Here is a 16,678-nt window from a genome sequence, read left to right as displayed (position 1 = left end):
TCTCTCCTTTCTCTCCCCGGCGGGCAACCGCCGGGGTTCTTTTTTGTGCCCTGAATCATTCCCCCGAATGACCGCCATTCCCAAGCCATAGCGGTACACTAGCTGTGTAATCGGCAGGAAGGGGCACCGATGGCGCGCAACGATGAGGACTACGATTTCTTCGGCGATGGTCAGTATGACGATTCGCGCAGCTCACGTCGTGCACAGAATCGACGCCCATCCAGGCGGAATGCCGGCCGGCGATTTGCCGCTACAAAAGCCAGCAGCCCAACGTCGATGTTGTGCCGCAGACTTGCCGTTGTCAGCGGACTGCTAGCCGTCGTGATATCGGCCACCTCGGCGGTTCATGAAATCGCGCCTTACGCCATTTCCTTTATGACGGCAGTGCCAGGACGATACATTGCGTTGACGGCGGCGGTGCTTATCGGCATCACCCTGATTCTGGTCATCGCTGCGCGAGCTACCATGCCTCGGTACGCCACTCACGGGGGAGTGGGTGCGGGCGGCATCATCGCACTGGTGTGCGCCATAGTTTGCTTGGTTATCGGCGTGGCCATGGGCGTATTGTTCCCGGAAGGACTGATTCAGCAGTCGAACGACAAGGCACCCGTCGAAGATACCGCACAGATGGAGCAAGGCATAGAACAAGCTGCCGGCGCGTGCAAAGAAGGATGGCAGGGGCTTGATACGGGCGGTTTGCCAGGCATCACCACCGTACAGATGTGCACTGATCCGAGAGTGGCCTTCGTGTCCTTTGAATCGGAATCGTCCGCAGCCATCAGCCGGGCACCTATCGAAAGCAAGATTTCCGAACTGCTGAGCCAATACGCTGATAATGAGCAAACGAAAGGTGATTGGCGATTGCTGAGCGGCAAACGTTGGATGGTGTTCGGCGAGGCCAGCAAGATGACCGCACTGCAGCAGCAGTGGGGCGGCGAACTTGAGACAATCACCGCAGCCGCAGACACCGCAGCCGCAAACAGCGGTAACGCCTGATAGATTGCCGGTATCCCTTGGAAAGTCCCAAGGCGAGTCGGCGCGGATTACCCAATGTGATTGAAATCATGGTCCATCGTTTTTCGTACAGCGCGCAAGACCTCTATATTGGATTGGTATGAGCAAAGAAGCGAATGCCAGCCAGCCCCTGATCGGCCGCGAATCCACCACTGTACCCGGACGTTTTGGCGAGCCACTCACCGTGGAACACAGCGTCACCTCGCGCGGCGGCTTCGACCAGCATGCCACGCATCCGCTGTTCCTGTGCCTGCATGGATGGGGATCCAGCGAAGAAGACATGGCGGACATCATGCGCCTCATCGCTCCATATAACGATTTCGTGGCATTGCGCGGGCCGCTGACACTCGCGTCGGCCCGTGAGGGCAGTCCCGACCCCGGCAACTACGCGTGGTTCCACGATGCCCTGCCTATCGGCGATGATCGTGACTACGACGCGTATGCCGCCGCCACAGCAGTCGACCGATGGGTGGCCGACAACATTCCCGCCGACCGTGACGTGGTGCCGCTTGGGTTTTCACAAGGTGGGCTGGTCGCCGTGCATTTGTTGCGTATCAATCCCGAGCGGTACCGGGCCGTCGTCTCCCTGTCCGGCTTCAATACACCCGGTCAGGTGCCCGGCACGGCCCCCGCCGACTCTCGCCTGGCCGATTACGATATCCCCGTGTTCTATACGTACGGCAAGAACGATGGCGTAATCCCGAAATACGAACTGTTCGCCACCGCCGCTTGGCTGGAAGAGCATACGTGGCTGAAGACCAAGAGCTACCACGGTCTGGATCACAATGTGAGTCTTGAGGAGTTCGCCGATTTGCGCCAGTGGCTACTTGACAACGACATTACTTCTGGCGTGCTGTAGTCAGCCGCCGTCACTGGAATTGGCGCGGCCGTCGCAGCAATCGGACATCGAGGGCGCTTGTGGCTGACTCGGTCATAGACTGTTCTCCCATGGGCGAAGTGAGCACTGCAAGCACTACTGCACATACTGAAGAGAATCACACGGAAATAGCAATCCCCAACTTGGCTCCCCTCAGAGAAGGGAGCCAAGGAAACTAGATGCCGGAATCAGCATCGACCTGCATAACGTAGATGTTGCGCCTCAGGGAGCGGGCTTGGGTTCGGTTGATGTCGCCGGCTTCGTACATGTCCTGAATCACACCGAGTTCGATGCCGTAGCTCTCGCGCTTTACGTCCTCGACCTGCGTGATGGTTTCCGTAGTGCCGCTCATATTCGGACGTGCCTGCAATGAAGCCGCCGCGCGACGATAATCCAGCAACAGCGCCGAACAATGCTCGGTGTTGTACGTATCCTGGCCCATCTCGTCAATAAGCTGGCCGATAACATGATGAATCGCCTCGACCTGCAGTTCGCGGGTGCGCGCGAAAATCCGATCCTCGCTCACCAATGGCGTGGTATGGCGAATCTTGGACACCGTGCGTTTGGCGTAGTTGCTCATCTGCCGCTGGAACATGCGTAAGCGACCGCGAATCTGCGATACCGCATGCCCCGAAGTAGGATCAGTGGAAGTGTGACGCAGCGTATTCATAATCTGGTCAAGCATGCGCTCGCAGGCTTCGACGTTCAGCTCTTGCGTGGCCGTATCCGCCGCTGGATGCGCCTTGGTGTCGGCAAGCCGGTCGCGCACGAATTCCTTTTCCCAATGCAGCGCTTCGATCTGCAATTGCTCGAATCCCTGAGGATCGGTATCGCCGATGCGCTGCTGCAATCGCCCGATGCGTTTGGTGTACTGGTCGATTACCATCAGAATCGCACGGCGATTCTCTGGCGTGATGCGTCCGGTCAGTTCCTCCACGGTGGCGCGTAACACATCGATGGTCACCGGAATCATCTCGGCGACCGGGTCCTTGCCGTGGTTCGGTGCAAGCAAAGGCAGCAAGAAATTGGCCAGCATCAGCGTCACGACGATGACGCCCGATGCGATGAAGATCAACTCGTTGCGCATGGGGAACGGCGCGCCCCCGGCGAGATAATACGGGATGGTGAACATCAGCGACAGGGTGATGGTGCCTTTGGGTCCGCCGAAGGTCATGACCGTCGCGGACCGCCAACGTTCGGGGGTCATCTTGCGCCGTCGCCGTGTATGCACGTCGCGCGCCACGCGCAGCATGGCCACTATCCAGAAGAACCGCAGTGCGATCACCACAAGCGTCACCAGCAGGATGATGCCGATGAGTTTCAGGTTGCTGATATACGGGTCGGACCAGCTGGCCCTCATGGCGCGCGGCAGCTGCATGCCCAGCAGAATGAACACCGCGCCGTTGAGCGAGAAGCTCAGTACGCCCCACACCGAGGAGGACACGATATTCGTCCGTGCCACATTCGGCCCCACGCCGGTACGGTCGAATCGGATGAACAGGCCGGCGGCCACCACCGACAGGATGCCGGACACGTGACATTCCTCCGCGCCCAGATACAGCAGGAAGGGCAGGAACAGCTCCATCAGAATGCGTGTGGTGGTGGTCTCCCAGCCCAGGGACCGCACGGTTTCGAACAGCCAGTTGGCCGCCGCCGCTATGACCAGGCCAAATAAGGTGCCGCCCAAGAAGGAGATCACGAATTCGCCGGCGGCCTGCCCCACGGCGAATTCTCCGGTGAAGGCGGCGGCCAGTGCGAACTGGAAGCCGACGATGCCGGAAGCGTCATTGAAGAGTGATTCGCCTTTCAGCACGCTGCGCTGACGCTGCGTCAGCGAGGCTTCTTTACCGAGGGAGCTGACGGCCACCGCATCGGTCGGGCCGAGTGCCGCGCCGAGTGCTAAGGCTGAGGCTAAGGTGATGGACGGCCAGACGGCATGCAAAGTGAATCCGACCGCCGCCATCGTGACGATAGCCAGTCCGATAGCCAGCGATAGGCTCAGATCCAGCGTTTTCAGCAACGCCGACTTATCGATTTCGTGGGCTTCCAAATACAGCAATGGCGCGATAAACAGCACCATGAACAGTTCCGGGTCGAGCTTTGCATCCGGGAAAAACGGCAGATACGTAACCAGCACGCCCAGCACAATCTGGACCAGCGGCGTGGAGACTTTGGGCACGAAGCGACTGGCAAACGAGCTCACCACCACCGCCGCAATGATGCATAGGATGAGCTCAAATACCGCCATGTTGCCGCCTTCTCGTATCTCTTCTCCACCAAAAGTATATGGGAACCATGAAGAAAAACGTTAAGATTGCGGCCGATTATGCACATCATGAGACGATATGAGAAAAAGGCATACACTCGTTCATATGGGGCATATGGGATATGACGAGATGATGCACGGCGCTCTGGAGCTCGCCAAAAGGGCCGCGGCAGCCGGCGATGTGCCGGTTGGCGCAGTGGTGGTGAACGCCGACGGCCAGATTATCGGGCGAGGATACAACACACGCGAGGCCGATGGCGATCCATTGGCACATGCCGAAATCATCGCCATGCGTCAGGCGGCCCAAGCCTTGGGCGCTTGGAATCTCTCCGATTGCACACTGGCTGTTACGCTTGAGCCTTGCCCGATGTGCGCCGGCGCATGCATCCAAACCCATATCGGCACCATCGTGTTTGGCGCGTGGGACTCCAAGCTTGGCGCTTGCGGGTCAATCTGGGATATCCCGCGCGATCCCCATATTGGTCACGCCCCTGAAGTGCATGGCGGTGTGGCAGAAGCCGATTGCCAGGCTCTCCTCAGCGCGTTCTTCGCTCATCGGCGGTAAATCGCTCAAATACTTACTTCATCCATCCAACACGCGGCACCAAGGCAACATATTCCATTTCTTCTACCATCACAATCAGTAGTTCAATGCATTCCGTATACGTCGAAGGAGACACTATGGCCCAGAACACCGCCACCTTCACCGGTACCGCCGCTGACGGAACCGTGCTCACCGCCATCTATCTTGCAGAGCCCGATGCCAACGTGGCAATCGGTCTGGTCGCTGCCGGCGATGACCTGCCGCGTATCATTCATTGGGGTCGTCCGCTGAGCAATCCTGAGACCTTGCTCGCTGCGTACGATGCGCTCAAGCCGCAGCGCGTGTCCGGCGCGCTCGACGACACCGCTTGGCCGTCCATCCTGCCCACCCAGGCCGAAAGCTGGATCGGCGAGCAACGTGTGGTGCTGCGCCGCGCAGGCATCGAGCTCTTCCCCAAGTTCACCGTGACCAACATCGAGACCGGCGGCGTGCTGGAAGCCACCCTCGATGCCGTGTCCGGCGAAAGCTACACCGATGTGGCCGGCCACGCCCACGCCACCGGCCCGGACCGCGTGCCCGGCGTCATAGTCACCGCGCGCGATGAGGAGCAGGGCGTGGAAGTCGAATGGCACCTCGAACTGCTCCCCGGCGGCCTGGCCCGTCAGAAGGCCACCGTAACCAACCTGTTCGGTGCAGACGCCGGAGCCCCGCTCGAGATCGGCAAGATCGAGCTCGGCTTCCCGCTGCCCGAATCCGCCGGCGAAATCCTCACCACCACCGGTCACCATCTACGTGAACGCAGCCCGCAGCGCCAGCCGCTGACCGTCGGCCGTTTCGAAAAGCCGCAGCTCGCTGGCCGCCCTGACTTCGACGCATCCCTGCTCCTGACCGCCGGCGTGCCCGGTTTCGGCTTCGAGCATGGCGACGCTTATTCGGTGCACGTGGGCTGGAGCGGCAACTCCGTACTGTCCGCCGAACGTCTGCCCTACACGACCGGCGTAATCGGCGGCGGCGAACTCCTGTTCGGCGGCGAAGTGACGCTCGCCGGCCCCGGCGAAGGCCAGAACTCCTACGACACCCCGTGGCTGTTCGGCTCCTATGGCGATGGCCTCAATGAGATCGCCGCCCGCTTCCACTCCTACGTGCGCTCCCTGCATCCGCGCCTGTTCTCGCACGGCCGTCCGGTGATCCTCAACACGTGGGAAGCCGTGTACTTCGACCACAACTTCGATACGCTGAAGGCGCTCGCCGACAAGGCCGCCGACTCCGGCGTGGAACGATTCGTGGTGGATGACGGTTGGTTCGGTTCCCGCCGCGACGACACCTCCGGCCTCGGCGATTGGCAGATTGCGCAGGACGTCTGGCCCGATGGCCCGAAGTCCCTGAAGGCGCTCGCCGACTACGTGCACGCCAAGGGTATGGAATTCGGCTTGTGGTTCGAGCCGGAAATGGTCAACCCCGATTCCGATGTGGCCCGTAACCACCCCGATTGGATTCTCTCGCCCACCGCTGGCCGACTGCCGCTGCAGGGCCGCACTCAGCAGGTGCTCGATCTGACCAATCCGGATGCGTTCGACTACATCTACGGCTGCATGGACCAGCTTGTCGGCGAGCTTGGTATCGATTACATCAAGTGGGACCACAACAAGCTCGTCACCGAGCCAGGTTCCCGCCGCTCCGGCCGCCCGGCCGTGCACGCGCAGACCCTTGCCATCTACAACATCTTCAAGGGCCTCAAGACCGCACATTCGGGCCTTGAGATCGAAAGCTGCTCCTCTGGTGGCGGCCGCGTGGATCTTGGCATCCTAGAGCACGCCGATCGTATCTGGGTCTCCGACTGCGTGGACCCGGTCGAGCGCGCGGACATCCAGCGCTACACCTCGCTGCTGGTGCCACCGGCGATGATGGGCGAGCACGTGGGTGCCAGCCCCGCACACTCCACCCAGCGCGCCACCAGCCAGGAACTGCGCATGGCCATGGCGTTCTTCGGCCACATGGGCATCGAATGGAACCTGTTGAAGGAGCCGGACGAGGCGCTCGCCAAGCTGGCCGTGTGGGTGGCCGAATTCAAGAAGCACCGCGACTGGTTCGCCATCGACACCTGCGTGCACGCCGACTCCAACGATCCGGCCGTGCGCTTGGATGGCATGGTGATGCCGAACCGCGACGCCGCCATCTACCGCTTCACCCAGCTGACCACCAGCCAGACCTATCCGGCCGCGCCCGTGCATCTGCCCGGACTTGACCCCGAGCGCACCTACCGTGTCAGCCCGCTTGACCCGAGCTTGGATTTGACCGGTCTGACCAACGGCCAGAGCACTCTCGGCTGGTGGAACGAGGAAGGCGTAGTCCTGACCGGCGAAGCCCTGCAGCGCTACGGCATCCGTCCCCCGTCCCTCCACCCTCAGCAGGCAGTATTGCTCAAGGCTGTGGCGTTAAGCTGACAGCCTAGTAGGCTGTCAGTAGCCACGGCCTGAGCGAAGCGACAGCTGAGCGAAGGTGGGATTGAGCCTTGCCGATAGGCAAGTCCGTAATTGCTGGTCGTGGCGGAGTGACTGTGGCGAAGCAACGTTCTTGGTTCCCCTCAGAGAGGGGAGCCAAGAACGGCCTACCCAATATGCTTCACAATCACGCGACTGGCAGCGGCTTTGGCCCAGAGCTGCCAGTCGTGATCCATAATCGTGAACTTGACCGGCTGGGTCTGGCTGTGACGGTAGAAACGAATGCCGTCGCGCAGCGAATCGGTGCCGAGCTTGGCCAAAAATGCCGATTCGCCGGCGATCATTACATGCCCCGGCATAGCGATGTTCGCCACGGTGGCCACCAGCGATCCCAATCGGAAGCAAGTGCGGTGCACTAGCTGAGAGGCTTGCGGCACATGGGCTCTGGCATCGTGCGCAAAATCATCGAAGGTCGCTGCGCGGCCGATGATCGCCGAATACTGTTCCGCAATCGAATCGTCAGTCAGGCATTGCGAACACCCGATATGCCCACTGGTGCAGCGCGGGCCCTCCGGGTCGATGAGCACATGCCCCACTAGGCCAAAACTCTTGTCCGGGTAACTGACCGGTTCGCCATGCACAGCCAGCGAATAGCCCACGCCCACGCCAATGGTCACTACGGCGAACGTATCCACGCCCACTCCCGGCCCGAACCAGGAGGCATCCACCAGCAGCGAATCGATATCGTTGAATACGCCGCATGGCAATCCGGTGGCCTCGTACACCATTGCGCCTAAATCTGTGGTGCCCTCCCAGTGCAGGAATGGGGCGAACGTGACGATGGAATCATCGATCACGTGACCTCCGACCGCTACGCCCACGGCAGTGGGAGCGGGCAGGCCGGTGGCGGCGACATCATCAGAGCATTCACGAACCAGCGTGGCTATCGACGATGTCACATATTCTGCCGACTGATCAGCACCAATTGGTATCTCATGCCGGCCGGAAACCACCTCGCCATGCGCGTTCACGGCGGCCGACACAATGGATGTGCCGTGCACTTTGACGCCTACGAAGGTGCGTGCGTTCGAGCATAATACCAATGCGGTCTGCGGCCGGCCGCGACGATCCGAGCTCTCCTTGGGAGTAAACCGTTCAGGCAGCTTGCCTGTAGTTCCGGCCACAGACGGCAGTTCTTCGATGACTCCGGCATAAATCAAATCGCTGGTAATGCGGGAGAGCGCACCCTGGCTCAATCCCAGCATCTGTGCCAATGTGGTGCGCGCAATCGGCCCATATTGGGCGATGGCTGCCGCCACGCGATGCGTATGCTCGGATCCGGAAAACCATTGCGGAATCGCATTGGCGTCAGACATGCTTAAGCCCCTTTGCATTATTTATTGCGTTAATCACAAAATACCGCGCTTTTTGTTTCTTGTGCAAGCGGGCTCGCTGGCGCTGGGAATGAAATGGCGCAATCGTTACTTTTGAAAGTGGAAGAGCCGCCGGCGCTGAAGCCGGAAGGAAAGAGATAAAGGAGTCAACAATATGCTGTCCGATTCCCCACATTCAACGCCTAGACTGAAGCGTCTGGCCGTGCGCACTGCTGCTGTGGTGTGCGCTATCGCCGTCGGCTTCGGCCTGGCAGGCTGCGGATCGAGCACCGCAGGTACCGTTACGCTGGATTTCTTCCAGTTCAAGTCCGAGGCTGCAGACCAGTTCAAATCCATGGTCGCCGACTTCGAAAAGCAGAACCCGACCATCAAGGTCAACATCAACAACTCCGCCAACGCCCAGACCGATCTACGCACCCGCTTCGTCAAGAACCGCGTGCCGGACGTAATCACCTTCAACGGCGACATCAGCTTCGGCAACTTCGCCGCATCCGGTGTTTTCTACGACTTCACCGACGAGCCCATCGTGGACACCCTCAACCCCGGCATGGTGCAGATCGCCAAAAACCTGGTGCAGACCACCGATTCCTCCAAGAAGCGCCTGTATGGTCTGCCCTTTGCCGGCAACGCCTCCGGTTACATCTACAACAAGGCGCTGTTCCGCAAGGTAGGTCTCGACCCGGAGAACCCGCCGACCACGTGGGCCGAGTTCACCGACATGCTCAACACCTTCAAGGACGCCGGCATCAATCCGTTGCAGGGCACAGTGGCCGACGCCTGGACCACCCAGGCCCCGCTCGCCTCGCTGACCGGTACGCTGGTTCCCGAGTCGAAGTACACCGAGCTCAAGCAAGGCAAGACCACATTCCAGGAACTGTGGAAAACCGCAGTCGAGAAGGAATCCGAACTCTTCACCTACTCCACTGCCGATACTGGCGTCACCTACCAGCAGGGCACGCAGAACTTCGCCCAAGGCAAGGCCGCAATCATTCCGCTCGGTACCTACGCCATTCCACAGATCCTGCTCATCAACCCGGACATTGAACTTGGTTTCGCCCAGATGCCGGCCACCGATGACGCCAGCGAACAGATCCTCACCGCAGGCGACGATGTGATGCTGACCATCGGCGCAAACACCAAGTACCCCGAAGAATCGATGAAACTCGTCGAATTCCTCATGCAGAAGGATCAGCTCGACGCCTACGCCGATGCGCAGTCCGCCATCACCCCGCTCAAGGACACCCACTTCGGCAATGAGGCGCTGGAAACCGTGCGCCCGTTCTTCGAGGAAAACCGAGTGGCCGACTTCTGCGATCACTACATTCCTTCGTCCATCAATATCGGCGGCTACCTGCAGACCATGGTGACCTCCGGCAACACCGGCCGCTTTCTGAACCAGATGCAGACCGAATGGGACAAGGTCCAAGCCAGGACCTTCGAGTGATCGGTAGGAGAGGAGAACATCATGTCACACGCAACCGCAACCAAGACCGCTGCCAAGAAACCGGCCAAGAAGAAGGTCTCCGCCTTCTCCACCCGCAAGGTGGACCCCGCCTACTACTGGATGGTGGTTCCGGCGGCTATCATTTTCGCCTTCTTCCTGTACCTGCCATTTCTTGACGGCGTAAAGTATTCCTTCACCAACTCGCAGGGCTACGGCGATTACAAGTTCATCGGCCTGAAGAACTACATCGCCCTCTTCCAAGACAACCGCGTGGGCCACGCCTACCTGTTCACGTTCCTCATCGCCATTCTCATCACGGTGCTGATTAATGTGATCGCCCTGTTCCTGTCGGTGCTGCTGAACTCGAAGATCGCCTTCAAGAATGGCTTCCGAGCCGTCTTCTTCATCCCCTACACCCTCTCCGTGCTGGTCATCGGCTACGTGTTCAAGTACATCTTCATGAACCCGCTGCCCGAGCTCGGCAAGGCGCTGGGCATCAAGTGGCTGTCCACCTCGCTGTTGACCAATGAGCAACTCAGCTGGATCCCAATCGTCTTCCTCGCCGTCTGGCAGGGCATCGCCTACTCGGTACTCATCTACCTCGCCGGCCTGCAGACCATCGACGACGAAATCTACGAGGCCGCCGCCATCGACGGCGTCAACGCCTGGCAGAAGTTCTGGAAGATCACATTCCCGCTGATCGGACCGTTCTTCACCATCAACCTCGTGCTGTCCATGAAGAACGCGCTCGGCACCTTCGATCAGGTCGTCGCCTTGACCGAGGGCGGTCCGAACTCCTCCACCGAAACCGTCACCTACCTCATCTGGAAGGGTGGCCTGACCGGTGGCGAGTACGCCTACCAGACCGCAAACGCCGTGCTCTTCTTCATCGTGCTGGCGATCATCGCCTTCGTACAGCTGCGCATCTCCCGCAGCCAGGAACAGATCTGATTTAGGGGAGGATAAGAAATGACTACTGCAACAGTTACCCCGTCCAAGTCCGGCAAGCCCGCCAAGTTCCGCAGGGACCACAAGATCAACTGGTGGCTGACCGCCGCCGTGGCCGTGCTGAGCCTGACCATTCTGATCCCGCTCTACTTCACCATCGTCACCGCGCTGAAGACTCCGGCCGAAGCCGGCACCTTCGCCCTGCCCACCTCGTGGCAGTGGCACAACTTCGCCGACGCCTCCGCCAAGGTCAACTACCCGAAGGCCGCGCTCAACTCCGCGATCATCACGGTGGCCGCCGTGGTGCTCACCTTGCTGACCAACACCTTCGTGGCCTACGCTGTGGCCCGCAACATGGATAAGCGCTTCTTCCGCTTCCTGTACTACTTCTTCATCGCCGCCATGTTCGTGCCGTTCCCGGTCGTCATGCTGCCGATTGCGAAGCAGATGGGCTCCCTGCACCTGGACAACCAGGTCGGCCTGATCATCCTGTACACGGTGCTCGGCCTGGGCACGAACCTGTTCATCGCCACTGGCTTCATCCGTTCGATTCCGGTTTCGCTGGAAGAGGCGGCCCGAATCGATGGCGCATCCACGTGGCGCATTTTCTGGACCATCATCTTCCCGCTGATGAGCCCGATTAACGCCACCATCGCCATTCTGACCGCGCTGTGGGCCTGGAACGACTTCCTCCTGCCGTTGATCATTCTGACCGACCAGTCGAACCAGACCATCCCGCTCGCCCAGTACGTCTTCAGCTCGCAGTTCGCCACCAACTACCCGATGGCCTTCTCCAGCTACCTGATGGCCATGGCCCCGATCCTCATCGTCTACATCTTCGCCCAAAAGTGGGTCGTCGGTGGTGTGATGAGGGGAGCGGTGAAGTAAAACAGCGCAGGCGCTGCTTTACTTCACCGCGTCGAGCGAGACGAGCCGATTAAGGAAACAGCCCCGTGGGCTGTTTCCCGGCCCGGGCGGCCGGATAGGTCGCGTACTCGCGAGGTCATGTTGGGTCTGGCCGTAGGCCAGTCCTGAATTGCAGGACTCTGTGAAGTAAAGGTCCGCTTCCACCCAAGCCTCCTCCGGCTCTCACCGGAGGAGGCTTTTCTGTCCTGTTGCCATACTGGAAACCGCCACAATAAAGGCGACGGTCGGTTGATGTGGCGGTGGCGCACAAAGGTCATGTGGTTTTGCTCGTTGTGCGAATGAAAAAGTGACGAAACCGTACGGCTTACGGTGCAATTGAGCGCATCTGCTGTGTCGCCGTGCCGCTGGCTTGTCCCGGTCCACATATCAACCGTTTGACGCGCGAACCGGGACAGAATCCGCTGTCCCGGTTCGCGGTTTCGGGCGATTTTCACGAACCGGGACAATTTTCATTGTCCCGGTATGAATGTCAATCGTTTTATGTGAAAACCGGGACAACATGTTGATTCCGGGATCGGCTCTATTCCGCCGATTTTGTATTACGGAGCATATGAACTGCGGAGATTGGCTTGTCCCTGTTTGTAAAAAAGGACAAAAATCGCGAACCGGGACAGCGGATTCTGTCCCGGTTCAGACGGCAATCGATTGACATACGAACCGGGCCAACGCCGAAGTCCGGAGCGGTTCCCGAGGCGGGGTTTGCTTGAAATCCGGTGTGCCAGCGAAATCCCCACCAGATTCCCGCAGGCGTGTCAACTAAATCATCTATCCCCGCACCAGTGGGTTCAAGCAGGCAATCCAAGCGCGCCCGAAGTTGCTCTTGCGCGTCGCAATCAGAAGAACCGTTAATATGTGAGCTGCCGCAGGTCAGGTAGATTATGGTGGCGAAGTGGCGGCGGAACAAGCGGGCGAGCCCCTTCATAGGTTCGAGCCTCGAGTGCATCATCCACGAGCACAGGCGATATAGCCACACCCACGCCTCGAACAGGAGCATGAACCCTCTGCCGGGCTCGAAGCCGATCGTGATGTGCGGCTCCCGCCCGTCGCCGTCGGCGTCACGGAAGTCCGCAGACCCGACCCTCCAAGGCGACCGCAGCCGAAGCGCGGCGGTGAACAGGTGAGAGGCATCCATGCCTCCAACCTACCCGACCAACATCACCCCACGGCACAGTCGCCCACCACAAACAGCGAAAGGGCCCATATGTTGCTAAATAGCATGTGCAGCTTATGAGAATTGAGCCGTAGCAGTGCCTTCCGGCTCTTTGCAGTTTTTGTTTCCGGCACACCAACGCAGTTCCCCAATGGAAATGTAATTCAGCGCTTTTTAGACTATGAGCAACAGGCAATGTAGACCATAAATAATGGAGGAGCCAACGATGACCACTTCACAACGCACAGTAATTCCAGATTCCATCCGCACCAACGGTGCCACCCCAAATCCGTGGTGGTCCAATGCGGTCGTTTACCAGATTTACCCGCGTTCCTTCCAAGACACCAACGGCGACGGCCTCGGCGATCTCAAGGGCATTACGTCACGGCTCGACTATCTGGCCGACCTCGGCGTGGATGTGCTGTGGCTATCCCCGGTATACAAGTCTCCGCAAGACGACAATGGCTACGATATTTCCGACTATCAGGACATTGATCCTCTGTTCGGCACACTCGACGACATGGATGAGCTGCTGGCCGAGGCCCACAAGCGCGGGCTCAAGATCGTGATGGATCTTGTTGTCAATCACACTTCCGATGAACACGCCTGGTTTGAAGCGTCCAAAAACAAGGATGATGAGCACGCCGACTGGTATTGGTGGCGTCCCGCCCGTCCCGGCACCACTGCCGGCGAGCCCGGTGCCGAGCCCAACCAGTGGGGCTCCTACTTTGGCGGTTCTGCATGGGAGTATTGCCCTGAGCGTGGCGAATACTACCTGCATCAGTTCTCGAAGAAGCAGCCGGACCTCAACTGGGAAAATCCGGCTGTGCGCCGCGCGGTATACGACATGATGAACTGGTGGCTTGACCGCGGCGTTGACGGCTTCCGCATGGATGTGATTACGCTGATTTCCAAGCGCACGGACCTGTCTGGCAAGCTGCCCGGCGAGTACGGTTCCGAGCTGGACGATCTGCCCGTGGGTGAGGAAGGCTATTCCAACCCGAATCCGTTCTGCGCGGACGGCCCTCGCCAAGACGAATTCCTGGCCGAAATGCGCCGTGAAGTGTTCGAAGGCCGTGAGGGCTTCCTCACCGTGGGAGAGGCTCCCGGCGTTACCGCACAGCGCAACGAATACATCACCGACCCCGCCAACGGCGAGCTGGACATGCTCTTCCTATTCGAGCACGTTGATTTTGACTGCGAAGGCGTCAAATGGAAGCCACTGCCACTTGACCTGCCGAAGCTCAAGAGCATTATGGCCGGTTATCAAGCGGCCGTGAAGAATGCAGGCTGGGCAAGCCTGTTTACTGGTAACCACGACCAGCCTCGCGTCGTTTCTCGTTGGGGTGATGACTCCTCGGAGGAATCTCGTGTGCGTTCGGCCAAGGCACTTGGCCTGATGCTGCACATGCATCGCGGCACCCCGTACATATATCAGGGTGAAGAATTGGGCATGACCGACGCCCACTTCACGCGCCTAGACCAGTACCGTGACCTCGAGTCCCTGAACGCTTACCGTCAAAGGGTTGAGGAAGCCAAAGTGCAGTCGCCCGAATCGATGTTGGCGGGTATCGCCGCGCGCGGTCGTGATAATTCGCGTACCCCGATGCAATGGGACGGCTCTGTCTATGCCGGTTTCACTGCGCCGGATGCCGCTAAGGAGCCATGGATTTCCGTGAATCCGAATCATGCCGAGATCAACGCCGCCGGCGAATTCGATGATCCGGATTCGGTGTACTCCTTCTACAAGCGGCTCATCGCGCTGCGCCACGACATGCCTGTCGTGGCGGCCGGCGACTGGCATCTGCTCGATGCGGATGACGCGCATGTGTATGCCTTCACCCGCACCCTCGGCGATGAGAAGCTGCTGGTCGTGGTCAACATGTCCGGCCGAACCGTTGATCTACCGCGCGAAACCGCCGAACTGGCCGCCGCCGGAATCACCGAGTCGAACGTGGTAATCAGCACGTATGATGCCCCGCACGCTGTGGCCGCTCTTGCCGGCCGTGAGCTTGCACCATGGGAGGGCGTCGTCGTCAGCCTATAAGTGTTGCTAGGCGGTATCTCCGTTTCAAGGGGCTGATTTGGCTTCGCGGGGAGGTCTATCTCCGTTTCAAGGGGTTGGTGCCTGAATAGCCGGGCTCCGAAAACCGCATAATACCGCTGCAAATGATGTGTCATACTCACGCATTGCACGATCGGGCAGCCCCTCGAAGAGGAGATAGACCTCCCCGCGAAGCCAAATCAGCCCCTCGAAAGCTGATTACGAACGGGAATTACCGTAAATGAGCGCTCGTTAGCGAGATAAGCCACTGTTTTCGGTGTCCCCGCGCCATACAATTAAAAGCTATGGAACAAAAGGATGTTTTGAAGGCGCTGCAGCGTGATCATGCAGCCGAACTGAAGCTGGCCGCCAAACGTCTCAAAGGGACTGCCCGTCATACGGAAATTATCCCTTCGCCGGTATTGAGCGAGATGACCGGTCATGAGATTCTCCTGAAGCCGGAAAACCTGCAGGTCACCGGTTCCTTCAAGATTCGCGGCGCGTACAACAAGATCGCATCGCTCACCGAAGAGCAGATCGCCCGTGGCATCGTCACCGCATCCGCAGGCAACCATGCCCAGGGCGTGGCCTATGCGGCCCGTGAGCGTGGTGCGAAGGCCACCATCTGCATGCCGCAGATCACCCCGCCGCTGAAGGTCGATGCCACCAAGGCCTACGGCGCCGATGTGGTGCTGTACGGCGATGTGTTCGACGAATCCGCCGCCCACGCTGCTGAGCTCGCCGACAAGGAAGGCATGATTTACGTGCCGCCGTTCGACGATTACGAAGTCATCTGCGGCCAAGGCACCATCGGTCTGGAGATCCTCGAAGACGTGCCGAACGTCACTGACGTGGTCGTGCCGCTCGGTGGCGGTGGCCTGGGTGCCGGCGTGGCGCTCGCCATCAAGACATTCAAGCCTGAAGTGCGCGTAATCGGTGCGATTCCGGAGGGCTCCCCGGCATGGAAGGACTCGCTGGCCGCGGGTCGTGTGTCTCCGGCTGACCATGTGGTTACCTCCGCCGAAGGTGTTGCAGTCAAGCACCCCGGCGACCTGCCCTTCGCTCTGATCAACGAGTTCCTGGACGATCTGGTCACCGTCACCGAGCGTGACATCAACGAAATGATTCTGCTCATGCTCGAGAAGCACAAGCTGGTGGTCGAGGCGGCCGGCGCCGTTTCGCTGGCTGCGCTGGAACACCTGAACCTGCGTTCGCGCAAGTTCGCCGCCGCCACCGGCCCGCACGTGGTGGTGCCGATTATGTCCGGCGGCAACATCGACACCGTGACCATGGGTGCTGTGATTCAGAAAGGTATGATCGCCCGCGGCCGCATCATGAACTTCGAGGTCGAGCTGCCGGATACTCCGGGTCAGCTCGTCAAGGTGGCCACCCTGCTTGCCGAGCAGCGCGCCAACGTCATTCAGCTTGATCACGACCAGTTCAAGGCATCCGGCCACTACACCAACGCAGTGTCTCTCGGCGTCACGGTCGAGACCAACGGCCCTGACCATATTGACCGCATCCTTGCGGCTCTGCGCGAAGCTGGCTTTAGCCCTAAGCGCATCTACTGATGTCCAATATCTCCCGCTGGCGGGAGATAGCGCGGAACGCAGGTGGGTGGCTGAACAA

11 protein-coding genes are annotated in these 16,678 nt (G+C 59.7%); 9 read left to right on the top strand and 2 right to left on the bottom strand.

All coding sequences use genetic code 11. From position 1 onward, the window contains the following. Positions 1 to 129 precede the first annotated feature (129 nt). Complete coding sequence (locus MMB48_RS11330) at positions 130 to 996, top strand: hypothetical protein (RefSeq protein ID WP_032743473.1); 867 nt, start codon at positions 130 to 132, stop codon at positions 994 to 996. Positions 997 to 1,114: 118 nt separating this feature from the next. Beyond that, positions 1,115 to 1,873, top strand: coding sequence for an alpha/beta hydrolase (locus MMB48_RS11325; RefSeq protein WP_032743474.1), 759 nt, complete (start codon positions 1,115 to 1,117; stop codon positions 1,871 to 1,873). Between the two features lie 193 nt (positions 1,874 to 2,066). Here the strand turns inward: MMB48_RS11325 and MMB48_RS11320 are convergent, their stop codons facing one another. Next, positions 2,067 to 4,139 (bottom strand): cation:proton antiporter, encoded by a 2,073-nt coding sequence (locus tag MMB48_RS11320; RefSeq protein ID WP_032743475.1) that lies wholly within the window; start codon positions 4,137 to 4,139, stop codon positions 2,067 to 2,069. A gap of 133 nt (positions 4,140 to 4,272) precedes the next feature. On the opposite strand from MMB48_RS11320, the gene tadA reads away from it, so the two are divergent. Then, positions 4,273 to 4,722, top strand: a complete 450-nt coding sequence (gene tadA / locus MMB48_RS11315) for a tRNA adenosine(34) deaminase TadA (RefSeq protein WP_050496195.1) — start codon at positions 4,273 to 4,275, stop codon at positions 4,720 to 4,722. Between the two features lie 116 nt (positions 4,723 to 4,838). After that, on the top strand, positions 4,839 to 7,145 hold the full coding sequence (locus MMB48_RS11310; protein WP_032743477.1) for an alpha-galactosidase: 2,307 nt from the start codon (positions 4,839 to 4,841) through the stop codon (positions 7,143 to 7,145). Between the two features lie 164 nt (positions 7,146 to 7,309). Here the strand turns inward: MMB48_RS11310 and MMB48_RS11305 are convergent, their stop codons facing one another. Further along, positions 7,310 to 8,518: an ROK family transcriptional regulator gene (locus MMB48_RS11305; protein WP_032743479.1), complete on the bottom strand. Its 1,209-nt coding sequence runs from the start codon at positions 8,516 to 8,518 to the stop codon at positions 7,310 to 7,312. 172 nt (positions 8,519 to 8,690) lie between these two features. Between MMB48_RS11305 and MMB48_RS11300 the strand changes: the two genes are divergently transcribed. The 5 genes from MMB48_RS11300 (at position 8,691) to ilvA (ending at position 16,620) form a co-directional block, all read left to right on the top strand. Beyond that, positions 8,691 to 9,980 carry an ABC transporter substrate-binding protein gene (locus tag MMB48_RS11300; RefSeq protein ID WP_032743480.1) on the top strand — a complete coding sequence of 430 codons (1,290 nt, stop codon included), beginning with the start codon at positions 8,691 to 8,693 and terminating at the stop codon, positions 9,978 to 9,980. Between the two features lie 21 nt (positions 9,981 to 10,001). Continuing rightward, positions 10,002 to 10,931: a carbohydrate ABC transporter permease gene (locus tag MMB48_RS11295; protein ID WP_007054614.1), complete on the top strand. Its 930-nt coding sequence runs from the start codon at positions 10,002 to 10,004 to the stop codon at positions 10,929 to 10,931. An 18-nt stretch (positions 10,932 to 10,949) separates the two neighbouring features. Further along, complete coding sequence (locus MMB48_RS11290) at positions 10,950 to 11,816, top strand: carbohydrate ABC transporter permease (RefSeq protein ID WP_007051830.1); 867 nt, start codon at positions 10,950 to 10,952, stop codon at positions 11,814 to 11,816. 1,415 nt (positions 11,817 to 13,231) lie between these two features. Then, the gene (locus MMB48_RS11285) at positions 13,232 to 15,052 is read left to right on the top strand and encodes a glycoside hydrolase family 13 protein (protein WP_032743483.1); all 1,821 of its coding nucleotides are present in this window, start codon (positions 13,232 to 13,234) and stop codon (positions 15,050 to 15,052) included. 302 nt (positions 15,053 to 15,354) lie between these two features. Beyond that, positions 15,355 to 16,620 carry a threonine ammonia-lyase gene (gene ilvA, locus MMB48_RS11280; RefSeq protein WP_032743484.1) on the top strand — a complete coding sequence of 422 codons (1,266 nt, stop codon included), beginning with the start codon at positions 15,355 to 15,357 and terminating at the stop codon, positions 16,618 to 16,620. Positions 16,621 to 16,678 lie beyond the last annotated feature (58 nt).

This window comes from Bifidobacterium sp. FKU (assembly GCF_026016385.1).
GTDB classification, from domain to species: Bacteria; Actinomycetota; Actinomycetes; order Actinomycetales; family Bifidobacteriaceae; genus Bifidobacterium; species Bifidobacterium infantis.
Note: the sequence above shows the minus strand (reverse complement) of the source record. Positions and strands in the feature narration are given on the sequence as shown.

What these genes read in the sequence shown, in the direction of transcription:
- MMB48_RS11330 (WP_032743473.1), top strand. Translation starts at nt 130, where the DNA reads ATGGCGCGCAACGATGAGGACTACGATTTCTTCGGCGATGGTCAGTAT.
- MMB48_RS11325 (WP_032743474.1), top strand. Translation starts at nt 1,115, where the DNA reads ATGAGCAAAGAAGCGAATGCCAGCCAGCCCCTGATCGGCCGCGAATCC.
- MMB48_RS11320 (WP_032743475.1), bottom strand. Translation starts at nt 4,139, where the DNA reads ATGGCGGTATTTGAGCTCATCCTATGCATCATTGCGGCGGTGGTGGTG.
- tadA (WP_050496195.1), top strand. Translation starts at nt 4,273, where the DNA reads ATGGGATATGACGAGATGATGCACGGCGCTCTGGAGCTCGCCAAAAGG.
- MMB48_RS11310 (WP_032743477.1), top strand. Translation starts at nt 4,839, where the DNA reads ATGGCCCAGAACACCGCCACCTTCACCGGTACCGCCGCTGACGGAACC.
- MMB48_RS11305 (WP_032743479.1), bottom strand. Translation starts at nt 8,518, where the DNA reads ATGTCTGACGCCAATGCGATTCCGCAATGGTTTTCCGGATCCGAGCAT.
- MMB48_RS11300 (WP_032743480.1), top strand. Translation starts at nt 8,691, where the DNA reads ATGCTGTCCGATTCCCCACATTCAACGCCTAGACTGAAGCGTCTGGCC.
- MMB48_RS11295 (WP_007054614.1), top strand. Translation starts at nt 10,002, where the DNA reads ATGTCACACGCAACCGCAACCAAGACCGCTGCCAAGAAACCGGCCAAG.
- MMB48_RS11290 (WP_007051830.1), top strand. Translation starts at nt 10,950, where the DNA reads ATGACTACTGCAACAGTTACCCCGTCCAAGTCCGGCAAGCCCGCCAAG.
- MMB48_RS11285 (WP_032743483.1), top strand. Translation starts at nt 13,232, where the DNA reads ATGACCACTTCACAACGCACAGTAATTCCAGATTCCATCCGCACCAAC.
- ilvA (WP_032743484.1), top strand. Translation starts at nt 15,355, where the DNA reads ATGGAACAAAAGGATGTTTTGAAGGCGCTGCAGCGTGATCATGCAGCC.